Raw genomic sequence first — 14,302 nt, 5'->3', positions numbered from 1 at the left:
ATACCCTATTGACCAGTAGCCTTTATTTATTTCCTCGGCTTCCGAGAAGCTCATCAACAAAGATGTATTGCTCCTGGAGACTCACATGACAGTTCCACTTAGCGATTGGGACCTTAACAAAGCTGAGAAGGTAGATAACGAAATCATACTAGGTAAGCACAACCTCCACAGTAGCGGTCGATTTACGGACGATGCACTGATCAAGTTATTTGATTGTCACCCTAGAGAATGTATGCCAATGGCGACCATGGGTGATGATCCTGCAAATAATTCGGATTGGATGAGTGGTACTCCAGGCGACATACCTGGCAAGGATATCCTTGATGCAATTAAGCATGGCAAGTTGTGGTTGAACCTCTTACGCCTAGAGCAGAATCCTGTTTACCGAGACATGATGGACAAGATGTTTTCTGAAATGCAAGTGCCTACGTCTAGAAACTCTCTAACCTTGCTCGTATCGTCGCCAAACACTCAGGTGTACTATCATGTCGACCCAAATCAGGTGACCCTCTACCATATTAGAGGCAATAAGAGAATTTGGATCTATCCAAACAATGATCCAAACCTCATAAATCAGCAGGACCTTGAATGCATATTCAGTAGAGAATCTGAAGAAGAGGTTTCATTTAGGTCCGACTGGGATAAACTCGCACAGTCGTTTGCCCTGAACGAGGGAGAATACATCAATTGGCCTCAAAACTGCCCGCATCGTGTCGTGACTGCTGACAATTTCAATGTTAGCCTTTCTGCTGTGTTCTATACCAGGGCTGCCCAGCGGAAGGAGTGGGTCTACTGTGCAAACCGCGCCTTTCGCAAGTTCGTGCCATTTGCCTTCCGTGACACCTCCATATCAGGAATCATTCCTGAGGCTAAGATCCAAGCCTTTCGAGTCCTTCGAAAGATTAAAATTGTAACCGAACATACCTATACACTAGATAAAAAATTCCAAGTTGATCCTAATTCTCCAAATGGTTACTTCATAAAAGGTAGTGAGAAGGATAAGAGTGCTTAAAAAGGAAGGACGTATCGTTGAGTTCCACACTACAGCAAGACATCAATAGCAAAAAAGAAGATTCTCATTTTCTCGTTAGAGAAGCGCAAATCGAAGACTACGACCAACTATGTAACTTATATCACCAATCAGATCTGTATCATTATCAATCTGACAAAGACTATTACTGTGTTCCACCCAATCCAGCCCGTTCTAGGCAGTATATTAAAAAGATTCTAAGGAACCTCAATTCCACGATCCTTGTTATAGAAGTTGAAGGCAAGATAGCTGGCATGAGTGAGATCACCTTCATCGATCACCGAATCGTGCATTTCACCAAACAAAGAAGAACGGCACACGTCGGGGTGATAGTGGTTGATAAAGATCAGAGAGGAACTGGCTTAGCAAACCTACTTGCGGACAAAATGATTGAATGGAGTCGCAATGGTGGGGCTTCGGAGATTACCTGTGAGGTCTTCGAGTTCAACAAGATATCCTTAGCCATGAATGAAAAAATAGGTTTAAAAACCAGATTTAGGACCTTATATCTACCACTCTTCGATCCACCCCAACCATTTCCGTTTCCTAACCCACCACCATCCCTAGCACAACGCATAAGACTCAAAGTAGCCTGGTGGGTGTCGGACATGCTCGACCGAGTAAGAGGAATCAAATAACACTCATATTCCAGAATATCGCTGCCTCCTCGCAGCTATGGCCCCGTGTCCACTGGTACAATATAAAAAGTGCCTTTCCTATACTGATGAAATGTCTTTTTCCCTCGTTCATAGTTCCAGAAAAGCGTCCAGGTGGCGACGGCTAGGGTGCCTTCAGAGCCGAAACCTTTTAGAGGAATGTTCTCTCCATCAAGTGCCCGCTTATAGTTTACATCCAGAAGGAGAAATCCATAGTCGGCTTGACGTAAACTTTGAGAGTCCTGAGCACTTGCTTGTGGAATTACTAGCTCTCCACAGAAAAGCAATCGTTTGGCATTCAATCGATTTTCAAGACGCTGTCCCTGCCAGGACTCAGGACTGGAGCGGGAACGCCGGCAACGGCGAATTGATTCACTGGCAAGTTTGGAAGCATTGGACCCGAAATCGATATTTATATCTCCACCCTTCATGGCTGGTCGACTCCAGCGCACTCTTATACCATCTCCAATTTGGATATCATCATTCAAAAGTCCCGATATCTTGGCCGGCTCAGAGTTGGCCGCTAGAAAAATCTGCCTAAGTTTTTTGCCAGTTCGGTTCTTGATCGCCGAAATATATTGGGAGTGAGCATCTCGGCTTGTGGTCTTAAATAAGGCATTTTGAATCATATCCCGAGCATTATACCCTACTAACGCTACAACGCCGAGCAGAACACTAGCGACAAGAACTTCTACTAAAGTTATACCCTTATTGCAGCCTTTCTGTTCAGCGAAAAAAGTTAACATTATTCAGGTCACCTACCAATATTGTTTCCGAAGACACTCGTTTATGCCCAGACTTTTTAACTGGATCTACCAAAATAGTCTCCATTGTCACCGCAACTTCGCTTGCGTCCGCTCCTGGTTCGAAACACATCATGGTAGCCGCCGGATGGTCGACTCGTGATTCTTTCGAGGGGAAGTAGTGGACTGCATCTTGATAACCAATACGCACAATATGCCTGTTACCGACCTCACATTCTAGACAGCGGTCGAGGATACTGCTTGAGTCGTGATAATCAAGAGATGTAGGGGAGCAGATCGTTTCAATTGTCACATCACCATCAGGTAGCTGAAGTCTCAATTGTGATGAAGACACAATATCGATGGCTATCTGTCTTCGGAAGTAATGATTTACACGCTTCGTTATGCGCTGAGACATGTCGCGATAATTACGCTTTAGATCGCTACGTAGCTCCGCTTGACTCTGATTGCTTATCATTCGAGCAATACCAATCGTAATCATTGCCACCACTCCAACTGCAATCATAAGCTCAATGATCGAGAATCCAGCCTGTTTCATTTTCACACAAACTTCCTCAATTAACTGCTAAAGTCCTTATCGTCTGTAATCAGGTGAGACTTGAAAAGGCTCACGTAATTGTGAAATAGAGAGGTAGCCCCCTCTTTCGAATGACAGCAACATACTAATATATATAGCTATTTTTCTTCTCAGTGAAGAATTCAAGTTAAGCCTATAGACGCTAGTAGGGGCCTACCGATAACAGAGGAAACAATTCGAGTTTGTCAAACATGGTTTAGGTATAAGAATATGGTAGTAAGCCTCAAAGACCAGTCTGGTGTAGGTGTACTAGGGCTAGTACTCATTTTAGCTGGGGGTGTAGGACTCTATGCAGGGGTATCCTCACTTAAGGCCAAGAATAGTCTAAAAGCATCAGATTTGCAGAATGCTAGTCAGGAAGGCAAAGACATCAATTTCAACTCTCTTACCCTGGCTAAAGCCCTTGCCTCGGGAGAAAATCCTGCCATATACCCAGAGCCATACCTTCCGATTGTCAGATCCAACATGGAAGTCAACCCAAGCGCTAAATCGAAAAATAAGCTCTGGAGGGGCGGTAAGAATCGAGTCAACGTATACTCAAAGTCATATAACGGTGATCCCAAGGGCTCTAAATCCACAACCAATATAAAGTTTGGTAGACTGATCACTGGCAACAGCGATCTCCCCTATTTGATAACAGGTGTAGCGACCAAGGCTAGAACCAGAGTTAGCCAAGGCCTAGCCGACAAGAAAACCTCGATTATATCGGCAGCCGGCATTGCCATTCCTCCTCCTCCAGCTCCTGGCTGTAAAATTGAAGTAGATGGCAGAGAGACGTCACAACCTTTTAGTTGTAAAAAGAAAGATGCAGAGCAAAAAGTAGCAGTTAATGAAAAGACTGGAACTCCTATTGTCGATGAGGCAGGGAACCCCATTGTCATAACAGTTCCACCGGTTTACGGAGGATGTGCTGGGGCGGGTAAACCGTGGACATTTGAGACTGATGTTGGTCAAACTGTTACCTTAAAATTTATAGCAGATGGGGTTGTTGTAGACGCTAGAACGGGAAAGATGCCTGGTATGGAGTCCGAAGGAGCGATGGACTTCCCTACTGGTATGCTGGAAAAAACAAGTACTGAGCTTCCCTATCCCGAAGCCAATAGCATCTATGCGAAGAACGTTGAGTTACAGCAGCTTACATATACCGCCCAAAATAGCAATTGGGTTGAAATGAAAGTGCAAGGCCCTGATGGTAATGTGGGAACTTGCTTTGCGGGGATACACGTTAACAAAGGGCCTGAAGAAAATACTGAAGCCGACTCTTGGCATGGCTCCAGCCTAGTAGAGATGGCTGATCGAACGTTCAAACCTATGAAAGACCTGATGGCTGGAGACCTCGTTTGGAACCCAAAGCTAAAAAAGCCTAGCCAGATCATCTATGTTTTTAAATCCCTTCCGAATCAGGCTTTAGTGGAACTGAAAATGAGCAATGGAGTGTCTGTCCAAGTCACCGCACAACACCCCTTCATCACCGATGTAGGGATCAATCAAGCGGTTGACATAAGGCCAGGGGATAGGCTTCCATCAATCGATGGTAAGTGGCTCACGGTGTTATCAACAGGGGTCTTCAAATCGGAATCAGGTCAGCCTGTTTTTGATCTATTTCTAAATCCTGATATTCCGTTAATAGATCGAATGATTAATGTAGATGGCTTACAAGTACCTTCCTATAGGGGGCAAAGCTCTCTTTCTTTGGCCTTAAGTAGAGGCCAAAGAGTCAGCGGGATGGGGTTTGAAAATCCTAGTATTGGATTTACCTCTTCTAACTTGAGGCGATAGATTCAAAAATACTAGAAGGGAACACCGAGGCTGAGGCTATAGACAATTCCCTCAGTTCTTTGGTAACCATCCCTTTCTTCAATTTGAGCTATATAACCCCTGTCGAAAGATTCTCAATGATGTTTTAGTAGCTGAAGCTCCCAATCCAACATATGGAATAAGAAAAGTGTTTTCCCATCGCCAATTTTAACGAGCTAAGGAAGCTAATATTAGCCGCTTCATGCTCTGTTTTTACCCTTAATAAAATATATTAAACAATATTTACAGCCACTTACTTATCAATCATTCAGCCATCCCTACCCTTGTCGATAACGAAGAAGACTAAAGTCGGATGTGTCATGCAATATGAGATCCTAATCAAACCCTGCAAGGAGCTTTGCCTTGTGCTATACCGAGGCCGTGAGATCTGTCGATCGACAGATTGCGTGGTATTGCTAGAGGAGCGGCACCAGCCGACCATTTACTTTCCCATGAGCGCAATTAACACAAAGCAATTAGCTCAATCATCGAAGGTCACCTTTTGCCCGTTCAAAGGCAATGCCAGTTACTTTCATTTAATTGGTGATGATTGCTGTCAGTTGGATGCCATGTGGGGCTACCAAACACCACTTGACGAGGTTCGCGATATTGGCGGCTTCGTGTCGTTTGATGAGAATATCGAAGGCGTAGAAGTCATTAAACCGAAGAACTTCCTAAGTCACTACAGCTTAAAGCGCGCGCCCTACCCCAACCCAGTTATTGAATGGCTTTTGCAGAATATTGGAAAGCCTCCATCCAGCCAAAGCTTTATCAATTCTTTTTTTCAATGCTACCGCCAACACATCGATCCCGACGTCATTTTTTTCAATTTGGTGATTGGAACACTACATCCCCAGCTTACGGGCTATCGCTATTCCTGGCGGCTCGGAGATGAGAGTGTCCGTATGTTTCCTGTATCCCGAGAGGTTTTGCGATCCAAAGCATTTCTCAATAGCCCTGTGAAAGTTGTTCTTGATGGCAAAGGAGGAATACGTCAAAAGATCCAGCCTCTGGGTGAGCCTCAATCTTATCCTATCCTAGAGGAGCTTGCTGAATTGAATGGCACTGACTATGTAGCGCTACCAATGAATTTCTCCGATGGTCAAACTAACTTCATCAGCACTGCCACCAAGCAGGCCAGAGGATTTCGATCGGAACAGCTCGGCGCCTTGTATGAAGCCATGACGCTGGTCGCAAGAGTCTTAGAAGTAGACAACCTTCACACTCGTACCCATATTCTGCTGAGCACGTACCTTGGTCATGAAAGCTGCAAGCGAGTTTTAAGTGGTTCTATCCATCGCGATGCTTATGAGTGCATCGAAGCAGTGATCTTATACTCAGATTTAAGAAATTCAACCCAAGCTTCAAGTGAGAAGAAGCCCCAGGATTACCTGCGTTATTTGAATCAATACATGGAACTGGTGGCTGATCCTATCATCGAACACGGCGGCGAGGTCTTGCGCTTCATCGGAGATGCAATTGTTTCGATATTTCCCTATGGCTTCAATAGAAAGTTCCGAACCGCAGAAATGGCAATGCAGGCGGCCTTGGCATCGAGTACAAAGGCCACCGTTCAAACGGAGTCAAGAAACCAAAAACATATCGATCCCATTGCATTTGGAATAGGAATTCATGTAGGCGAAATCCTATACGGCAATTGCGGGACCCCGGATCGCTTAGAATTTACGGTGATCGGTGAACCAGTAAATGTCGCGGCTCGCATCGAAGATCAATGCAAAGTGCACGATCAGAAGGTGTTGATCTCAGCAGAGGCTGCAGCGCTAGCACCGGGTCAGCTGAAGTCTTTAGGTATGGTGGAATTGAAAGGCGTTGCTCGGCAACGAGAGGTTTTCACGCTTGAAGTAGATGCTTCAGGCCAGGCTGCATAAAGGCGTTGCACAGGTTGTACGCAACGCCTTTTATCATATCAACACTTGTTACTAGGCTTTTCATCTTCTGTGTCCGACTCATCATCATCCATCTCGGAGTACTCTTCGTCTGATTTTCCTTTTCTCTTGGAATTCCTTTCAGACTTCTTTCCGCCTCCTTCTTGGTCAACTTCATCATCAGACTCGTAGTCAGCTTCGTCTTCTTCATCAGCTTCATCATCATCTTTTTCTTCTTCATAGTCACGCTTGCCGTCTTCGTCAACCTTAGAATCCTCTCTATCATTATCAGGCTCCCCATCACCGTCTTCGTTGGGAGCCTGGCAAAGGTCGGGCTCCCCAGCGCCTACAGCCGGAGTGGCGTCAGCAGCCAATCGGCTATTAGAGGTTTCCTTGTTGCCCAAAAAGCCACTATCACTACAAGCCGATAGAAGGAGTGGAGTAGCGAATATAAGGCATATAAGTCGGAAGAAATTCATTTCTTTCCCCTAAGTAAAGATTGGATGATAGGGTTGCCTAACAGGTGTATCGACAGGCTATTTGGTATTCTTGATGTTTCCGATTAACACTAAGCTTGTCAGGCACATACTGCGATTATTTCACACAGCAGATTCCAGAACCCCATGATATTCTGTACAAAAGAGGCTGGCGTGCCACAGAAAAACTCTCTCCCCGGAATATCTATTTAAATTAAATGGCAAAGTCCCTATCGTATGGCTGTTTGCATGTTCGTCTCTTAAACTAGAGGTATTACCCATGATAAAGCTCCACCACCTCAACCAATCAAGATCTCAGCGAATTCTATGGCTCTTGGAAGAGCTGTCTGTAGACTACGAGATCATTCGCTACCAAAGACAAGCTAAAGACTCTCTAGCTCCCCCTGAGCTAAAGGAAGTTCATCCTCTCGGCAAATCGCCGGTGATCGAATTCGAAGGCAAGGTGATGGCCGAATCAGGGGCGATAACCCAGTTCTTAATCGATCGCTTTGCCCCGGACCGCTTAGCGCCGCCATCAGGTAGTGCATCCTGGTTCGACTATCTTTACTGGATCAGCTTTGCAGAAAGTTCGGCGATGATTCCCCTGCTGCTACAACTGTTTATTCATAAGGATGGCGCTGAGACAAATTTTATTCATCTGTATGCTCAGGATGAAGTCAACAAGGTCTTATCCCATCTGGATCAATCTCTGGAAGGCAAGCGATACTTGGTTGACGATCGGCTAACCGGCGCAGATATGATGGTGTCATTTGTTGTTGATGTACTCAAGCGGCGCGAAATTTTGGGGAAGTACCCAAATATCGAACGCTATAGCCATACCCTCTCCGAACATGAAAGCTATCAAAAGGCCATAGCCATCGAAGCACAGAATTCATAGAGTCGTTTTTACAAAGTTTCGCCTCAAGGACGCACGCAGCTTTTCCCTACCAAGCCTAAATTATTGCCATACCATGGTGTCACACATCAGCCCAGGCTTCCGATCTGGGCAATATCACATTGCAAAAATCCCGCAAAGATTCTATCTAGCTAGGTCTGAACTGTCCTGTTTAACCAACGATACGAGCCTGAACTGAATTCTATGGCATGCCCTACCGTCCACAAGACACGATCCACCCATGCTAATTCAGATAAGGAAAGGAGAATCATCAGTGACCGAATTTATAGGCCTTCTTAAAGATATTATCTGGAGCAATGCCCTCATTGCCTTATGCCTCGGAGCCGGGCTTTATTTTAGCTTACGAACCCGATTTGTTCAGCTACGTCATGTCCGAGACATGTTTAAGTTACTCACCGAGGTGAAAGAATCAGACCGAGGTGTCTCATCCTTCCAAGCCCTCGCCATGTCTATTTCTGGCCGTGTGGGTACTGGCAATATCGCAGGTGTGGCCACAGCCATTGCTTTCGGAGGACCCGGAGCAATTTTCTGGATGTGGGTCATCGCATTTTTTGGCTCATCTTCGGCCTACATCGAATCCACCCTCGCCCAGCTGTATAAGGTGGAAATAGACGGGGAACTTCGCGGTGGTCCTGCCTATTTTATTGATCGTGGCCTGGGCTGGCGCCCGTTAGGAATCGCGTTTGCGATTGTCACATTGATTTCAGCAGGTTTCTTCTTACCCGGTATCCAAGCCAACAGTATCGCTATTGGAATGGAGAATGCTTTTGGCATCCAGCCGTCAGTCACAGCCGTTGCCCTGCTAATCGGTCTGGGACTTATTATCTTTGGTGGTGTTAAGCGCATCAGTCACGTTGCCGAGAAAATTGTTCCCTTTATGGCGGTCGCCTACGTATTGCTTGCTATTGGCGTCATCATGGTAAACATCAGCGAACTACCCCGAGTGCTATCTTTAATCATTAGCAGTGCTTTTGGGATGGACTCCACCTTTGGCGGTATCCTTGGGTCAGCGGTTAGTTTCGGGGTAAAACGAGGCATCTATTCAAACGAAGCTGGGCAAGGAACTGGGCCCCATGCAGCTGCGGCGGCAGAGGTGAGTCACCCAGCCAAGCAAGGCTTGGTGCAGTGTTTTTCAGTTTATATTGACACGCTCTTCATCTGCACAGCTACAGCTTTCATGATCCTTCTCACAGGTGCTTACAATACTTACGAGGGTGGTGCTACAACTGGTGCTAAGATTTTTGATGGTATGGGGGACATCGTTCCAGGGCCAGCCTACACACAGCAAGCGGTTGAAACAGTGATTTCTGGTGCTGGAGCACCTTTTGTAGCCATCTCACTCCTTCTTTTCGCCTTTACAACTCTCATGGCTTATTACTACATCGCCGAGACTAATGTGGCCTATCTCACACAACATATGAAGAACCATAAGCTCACGACACTACTTCTTAGGGTCGCCCTTCTTTTCTCCGTCGGTTATGGTACAGTGCAAACAGCCGGTATGGCTTGGGATCTTGGTGATATTGGTGTAGGCTTGATGGCTTGGTTTAATCTGATTGTTATTCTCATATTTATGAAACCCGCGATCGAGGCCCTCAAGGATTACGAGGCGCAGCAGAAGGCTAATAAAGATCCAGTATTTGATGGTAAAGGCTGGAATCTGGGTGATGACTCTCCTTGGAAAGAATAAGATTCGCTCCGTGGCTAAGCCGCGGAGCTTCAGCAATTCACTTATAGTATATCATTCTGCGCTCAATGCGCCTCCTCGGCAAAAGCCTTCAAATCAACCCAGAAATCGCTCCAGTTCCCAGAGCAGGATCTCCAAAACTGCTATCGTTAATCCCCACACTATTCAGGATGGTCACCAAAAGCTTATTATATGAGGTATCACCCTGTAGGATTTGTCCACCTTTGATACGCCCCCCTGCGACGAAGCAAGGGATATCTTGAAAGTTGTGAAGATTCGAGTCCCCTAATTCTGTAGTAGCAAGACATGCCATGGAATCTAATAGGCTCTTGCCACCAGCAGACACACCATCCAACTTTTCAAGAAGTGACGCCATCTGCGCCATATGCCAGCGCTGACAGGTCTTGAACTGATTCGCAGTTCCGCCATTTTCATCACCACCATAGTGAGACAAGTCGTGGTGTCCGCTACCTATGGCAGGGCCCTTGGTGAAGTTGAACACAGTGGGGCTTACAGCGTGAGACCACTGCATCAGACCCACGTTGGTCACGCCGCAAGACATAGCCTGCACCATAATATTGATCATAATTTCCGAAATGAGGCCGTAGTGCTCGTTTTTCTCGAAAGTCTTGGGATAACCTGTTTCTTGATCAGGGAAGTTGATTCCATTGGCATCGAAACTGGCATTACACTGAGCCATGCCACCGCCGTTGCCGCCACCATTATCACCTCCACCACCGTTGCCGCCTCCCATGCCATTGGCAAGATCGATGCGACGCTCTAGTTCACGAAGAGAATCCATGTGACTATCAAGCTTTTCCTTTTCTATCTGACCCAAGCGAGTTTGCAGAGCTTTAAGCTGATTCAAGGAAAAGTCTAAAACACTTTTATCATGATTCATCACCGCATTGCGTTGAACCCGGTTCAAGCTACTACCAAAGATATCCGTGAACGCTGCCTTTGGGTTATCCTGAATATTGGCTCCAGCGCCACCACTTAGATAGCTAACCTGCTTGTCAGCACCTGTCTGGAAGTTGGCGCCAACACCCAAACGTAGAGTCCGTATCAGGGTATTCGCACCTAGTTTTTCACCCAAATAGGTATCAATGGAATGGCTCGATTGCCCTGCTTTGCCGGTAAAGCAAAACTGGGCTCCACCTTCGTGGCTACCTGCTGTGAGGTACTCTAAGCCTCGAACAAACGATACTTTCGAACCTACAGTCGAGAGCGGTGCTGAAACCATAGGAAAGTTTCCTGGTGACGTGGGAAAGAAGGCATTCGCAATATTGCCATTAGGATAATAGAGGAACAGGGCCTTTGGACCACTCGCCACCTGACCAAATGCTTCGGTTTCTGCAATGACTCGGTACAAAGGCAGGCTCACCGCGGAGGCATAGATATTTCTTAGAATTGTTCTACGGGTCATTTTCATCGTCTACTTCCTTTTCGTGAAGGCTGGGCTTGCGACCAAGTCCATCCAGATCTGCTTCAGGTTGCTGCGGTCAATAAATTTCTCTTGTAGATTTTCTATGGCACATTTATCGCGATCTTCATCGATCAAACCATTGGCATAGCGATAGACTTGGGTCACATAACATAGCTTGCCTTGGGTACTGTCGGCCACTAGCTCAGATACCCGACTCACTCCGGAGTAATCGATCTGCTTGCCATCGATAAATAACTTGCCAGAATCATCTACCGGCAAACTATTTTCTGTTGAGCGAAAGCGCCCAATCGGATCGAGTGATTCAAAGCCGAAGCCAGCACCATCCAGTTTCACGTGACAGGCTGCACAAGCCTGATTTTCACTATGAGCGGCAAAGCGCTCCCGAGTGGTTGCATTAGGATCACGCTCTGGCGGAACCACGTCTAAGCTAGGCGGTGGCGGTGGCATGTGATCACAGAGGATTTTTTCCAAGAGAAATACACCACGGTGAATGGGCCCTGTTTCATAGGCTGAAGAGTGAGAAGCTATCACACTACCATGACCCAAGATCCCTAGTCGCTCGTCACTCGGCACTTTGATCTGATTGCCGTTAGCTGTTCCATTGTAGAGCTGAGCCAATGTTTGATTTCCATAGGTATAGTCCGCCAAGAATAAGTCTTCAAATGTTCCATCGGCAAAGAAGAGGCTATTATAGAATGTGTTGGTTTCCTGATAGAGAGGCTCTCTAAGAGTCTCAAAATTAGGGAACATATCGGAATCTTTTGTAATGGAAAGCACCTTGTCATGCTCTAGCCAAGCTCCTAGAAACTCTTTTTGAATATCTTTTGCGGCGTTCGTCTTCAACAAGCGAAGGGCTTGCTCTGCTAAAACATCTTCGCTAGCTAGGCTCCCAGCCTTCGCCAAATCCATCAAGGCTTTATCAGGGGCACTACCAGTAAAAAGGTAGGATAATGCATTTGCGATTTCAAATTGATCCAGGTGACTCACTCCATTGCGCTTCACACCAATCTCTGAGCGATAGATAAACTGTGGAGACATAAACATGCCCCGTAGTACCTGAGTCACAGCTTGTTTATGATCAGTAGCTGGGCGGATATTTTGGTATAGTTCCTTCAGAGAGGACAACTCTTCATTAACTAAACGCTTACGCCATATCTGTTCGCCAAGTAGATAGAACATATTTTCCAAGCAAGCTTGATCCATTCCACCTGAGCAATCATAGTTGCTAATAATACGATCAACGATTGTGGTGGATGTGCTGCTAGCCAAGTCCCAAAAGCCTTTGACATGCTCGAACGTCACAACGTTGATATCTGATATGTTCTTGAAGCCTTCCACTTTTTTAGCAGCTGGAAACAGATTTGATACCGCACTTGCTTGTTGCGTTAAGTCAGCGATTGTGCGCTCTACTTCTTTATTTGAAAGAAGCTTCAAGACCCGACGCCCCACTCCAGAGTCATCGCAGACCGGTGAGAAAACCGGGGTACCATCCTTTTTACAAACGTTGACAGCAATTCGGTTGGGTCCCGACTCTAGGGTGTAGTAATCTGCTTCAGCACAGTATTTCGTGCTAGCAAAGATACTATCTCCTTGGAGAATATCCAGTTCAAAACGGTATTCAGACGGGTGTAGGGATAGGGAGATTTCGCCATCACTACGTGCTACTTTGTCTTTTTCTACAACAATGTCATCGCCAGAAAAGACTCTCAAACTGAAGTGATCGTAGTCGACTTCTTTCAATTCTGAGACAGTTATACTAGCGAGTTCGGTATTCTCTCGATCGCCCATGAGTGGGATCTTAGAGCAAGCACTCATCAAGCTGACAAGCCATATGAATAAGAACATAAACTTCATCAGGAACTCCTAGAAATTAGCTTGAATATAGTCAAAAATCTTTTCGCCACAGCTTTGGTCACAAGAACCTGTCTCTCTCGGAGGCATTGTCTTGGCAGTAACAGATGCAAAGCTTTCGCGAGACGAGCAACTTTTGCAGGCTGCACCTTTTAAAGGAAGGTCGAATGGCTCAACTCCTTCTGCTTCGCGACCATGGCAGCTTGCACACTGCTCCTTGTAAATAGCAGCAGCATTGAATGCTGGTTTTTCTCCTGGTTCCTGTAGTACAGGCTGGATGATGACATCAGCATTGAGTTTCTCACCGTTGGTTCGGCAGACGGGAATCGAAACCCTATTCATTCCGGATTTAAGAGTTTGCATGCGATCAGCTTGAACTTGTTCAGAACAAAGGCTGGTTCCTGCTACAACCCCATCGCTACCCTGGTAGCTCAAATAGAAATAGTAGCGACTCGGAAGAAGACTGAAAGCGATATCACTCGTAGCTTCAGCAAAACTTTCCTGAAAAGCGATGGTTCGATCATCCTGCTCAAGTACCTCAACATCCACTTCAGTATAGTCGGTGAGCGAGAAGCGTGCGATACGAACATCAGCCATCGACCCATCGTGATCTTGGTCCGGTTGCTTATATGAGGCGCTTTTAATAGGAATCAGTGACTCAGGATAGCGGCTGCAGGAGATAGTACTCGCGGCAATAATAAGTGTAATGACGATGTGCTTCATGAAGGCTCCAAACAATAGACATTTCGCAGCAAAGCTACTGCAAGGGGAAGGCCTTCGCGGAGTGGTTTCGAAGTCATGACGATTGTTCAGGATTTTGATTCTTTGGCCCGGCTGGTCCATAGGCCAAGACAGCATTGACTCTAAATGGAGCGCTTAGGAAAGCTCTATATATTTGTAATTATAAGATAAACTTTTGGATCAGCAGCGACACGACGCTAAAATCGAGGAGCAGCACACAGCAACTCCTCTAGGCTACTGATATAACTTAGACTTTCGGGATCAAATCCTTACCAAGAGTAAGAGTTCACAATCGAGAACCCAACCAGTTTCGGCAAATAGATTTGTTTAATTCATTCGTGCAGACCTATAGGATCGTCATTTTTACCTTTATCTTTAGGTAAATAGCATTGTTTTCTAGAAGCATTCGCTTTCCCTGGGGGAATGGATCTTCCTGACTAATTGAAGCACTGTGACGCATCAATTTTCACAAAA

Annotated in this window: 12 protein-coding genes; 6 read left to right on the top strand and 6 right to left on the bottom strand. The window is 45.9% G+C overall.

What is annotated here, in order from left to right:
* The first annotated feature begins 85 nt into the window (after positions 1 to 85).
* Both B9N89_RS21745 and B9N89_RS21740 read left to right on the top strand, forming a co-directional pair.
* The gene (locus B9N89_RS21745) at positions 86 to 1,012 is read left to right on the top strand and encodes a hypothetical protein (protein ID WP_132322595.1); all 927 of its coding nucleotides are present in this window, start codon (positions 86 to 88) and stop codon (positions 1,010 to 1,012) included.
* 17 nt (positions 1,013 to 1,029) lie between these two features.
* Positions 1,030 to 1,668 carry a GNAT family N-acetyltransferase gene (locus B9N89_RS21740; protein ID WP_132322593.1) on the top strand — a complete coding sequence of 213 codons (639 nt, stop codon included), beginning with the start codon at positions 1,030 to 1,032 and terminating at the stop codon, positions 1,666 to 1,668.
* A gap of 35 nt (positions 1,669 to 1,703) precedes the next feature.
* On the opposite strand, the gene B9N89_RS21735 is transcribed toward B9N89_RS21740, so the two are convergent.
* Positions 1,704 to 2,432, bottom strand: coding sequence for a prepilin-type N-terminal cleavage/methylation domain-containing protein (locus B9N89_RS21735; protein WP_132322591.1), 729 nt, complete (start codon positions 2,430 to 2,432; stop codon positions 1,704 to 1,706).
* Positions 2,413 to 2,988 carry a type II secretion system protein gene (locus B9N89_RS21730; RefSeq protein WP_234996145.1) on the bottom strand — a complete coding sequence of 192 codons (576 nt, stop codon included), beginning with the start codon at positions 2,986 to 2,988 and terminating at the stop codon, positions 2,413 to 2,415. The genes B9N89_RS21735 and B9N89_RS21730 overlap by 20 nt, the downstream gene beginning before the upstream one ends.
* A 249-nt stretch (positions 2,989 to 3,237) precedes the next feature.
* Between B9N89_RS21730 and B9N89_RS21725 the strand changes: the two genes are divergently transcribed.
* Complete coding sequence (locus B9N89_RS21725) at positions 3,238 to 4,806, top strand: Hint domain-containing protein (RefSeq protein WP_132322587.1); 1,569 nt, start codon at positions 3,238 to 3,240, stop codon at positions 4,804 to 4,806.
* Between the two features lie 338 nt (positions 4,807 to 5,144).
* Positions 5,145 to 6,713, top strand: coding sequence for a DUF427 domain-containing protein (locus tag B9N89_RS21720; protein WP_132322585.1), 1,569 nt, complete (start codon positions 5,145 to 5,147; stop codon positions 6,711 to 6,713).
* 38 nt (positions 6,714 to 6,751) lie between these two features.
* Here B9N89_RS21720 and B9N89_RS21715 read toward each other — a convergent pair whose 3' ends face one another.
* Complete coding sequence (locus B9N89_RS21715) at positions 6,752 to 7,189, bottom strand: hypothetical protein (protein ID WP_132322583.1); 438 nt, start codon at positions 7,187 to 7,189, stop codon at positions 6,752 to 6,754.
* Between the two features lie 277 nt (positions 7,190 to 7,466).
* Between B9N89_RS21715 and B9N89_RS21710 the strand changes: the two genes are divergently transcribed.
* Together B9N89_RS21710 and B9N89_RS21705 are read left to right on the top strand one after the other, a co-directional pair.
* Positions 7,467 to 8,084, top strand: coding sequence for a glutathione S-transferase family protein (locus B9N89_RS21710; protein ID WP_132322581.1), 618 nt, complete (start codon positions 7,467 to 7,469; stop codon positions 8,082 to 8,084).
* 271 nt (positions 8,085 to 8,355) lie between these two features.
* A complete protein-coding gene (locus B9N89_RS21705) occupies positions 8,356 to 9,792 on the top strand; it encodes an alanine/glycine:cation symporter family protein (protein ID WP_200820762.1) in 1,437 nt (478 codons plus the stop codon).
* An 88-nt stretch (positions 9,793 to 9,880) separates the two neighbouring features.
* Here the strand turns inward: B9N89_RS21705 and B9N89_RS21700 are convergent, their stop codons facing one another.
* From B9N89_RS21700 to B9N89_RS21690, 3 genes are read right to left on the bottom strand one after another with little or no spacing between them, the layout of a single operon-like run.
* Positions 9,881 to 11,221 (bottom strand): DUF1552 domain-containing protein, encoded by a 1,341-nt coding sequence (locus B9N89_RS21700; RefSeq protein ID WP_132322577.1) that lies wholly within the window; start codon positions 11,219 to 11,221, stop codon positions 9,881 to 9,883.
* A 3-nt stretch (positions 11,222 to 11,224) separates the two neighbouring features.
* A complete protein-coding gene (locus tag B9N89_RS21695) occupies positions 11,225 to 13,090 on the bottom strand; it encodes a DUF1592 domain-containing protein (RefSeq protein WP_132322575.1) in 1,866 nt (621 codons plus the stop codon).
* A 9-nt stretch (positions 13,091 to 13,099) separates the two neighbouring features.
* Complete coding sequence (locus B9N89_RS21690) at positions 13,100 to 13,810, bottom strand: c-type cytochrome (RefSeq protein ID WP_159455544.1); 711 nt, start codon at positions 13,808 to 13,810, stop codon at positions 13,100 to 13,102.
* Between the last annotated feature and the right edge of the window lie 492 nt (positions 13,811 to 14,302).

It is taken from the genome of Pseudobacteriovorax antillogorgiicola, assembly GCF_900177345.1.
Taxonomy (GTDB): Bacteria; Bdellovibrionota_B; Oligoflexia; order Oligoflexales; family Oligoflexaceae; genus Pseudobacteriovorax; species Pseudobacteriovorax antillogorgiicola.
This window is presented reverse-complemented; position numbering and strand designations above follow the sequence as displayed.

Bases quoted from the DNA above. Each gene is read 5' to 3' on its own strand.
- B9N89_RS21730 (WP_234996145.1), bottom strand. From the start codon at position 2,988: ATGAAACAGGCTGGATTCTCGATCATTGAGCTTATGATTGCAGTTGGA.
- B9N89_RS21715 (WP_132322583.1), bottom strand. From the start codon at position 7,189: ATGAATTTCTTCCGACTTATATGCCTTATATTCGCTACTCCACTCCTT.
- B9N89_RS21700 (WP_132322577.1), bottom strand. From the start codon at position 11,221: ATGAAAATGACCCGTAGAACAATTCTAAGAAATATCTATGCCTCCGCG.
- B9N89_RS21720 (WP_132322585.1), top strand. From the start codon at position 5,145: ATGCAATATGAGATCCTAATCAAACCCTGCAAGGAGCTTTGCCTTGTG.
- B9N89_RS21695 (WP_132322575.1), bottom strand. From the start codon at position 13,090: ATGAAGTTTATGTTCTTATTCATATGGCTTGTCAGCTTGATGAGTGCT.
- B9N89_RS21690 (WP_159455544.1), bottom strand. From the start codon at position 13,810: ATGAAGCACATCGTCATTACACTTATTATTGCCGCGAGTACTATCTCC.
- B9N89_RS21745 (WP_132322595.1), top strand. From the start codon at position 86: ATGACAGTTCCACTTAGCGATTGGGACCTTAACAAAGCTGAGAAGGTA.
- B9N89_RS21710 (WP_132322581.1), top strand. From the start codon at position 7,467: ATGATAAAGCTCCACCACCTCAACCAATCAAGATCTCAGCGAATTCTA.
- B9N89_RS21725 (WP_132322587.1), top strand. From the start codon at position 3,238: ATGGTAGTAAGCCTCAAAGACCAGTCTGGTGTAGGTGTACTAGGGCTA.
- B9N89_RS21735 (WP_132322591.1), bottom strand. From the start codon at position 2,432: ATGTTAACTTTTTTCGCTGAACAGAAAGGCTGCAATAAGGGTATAACT.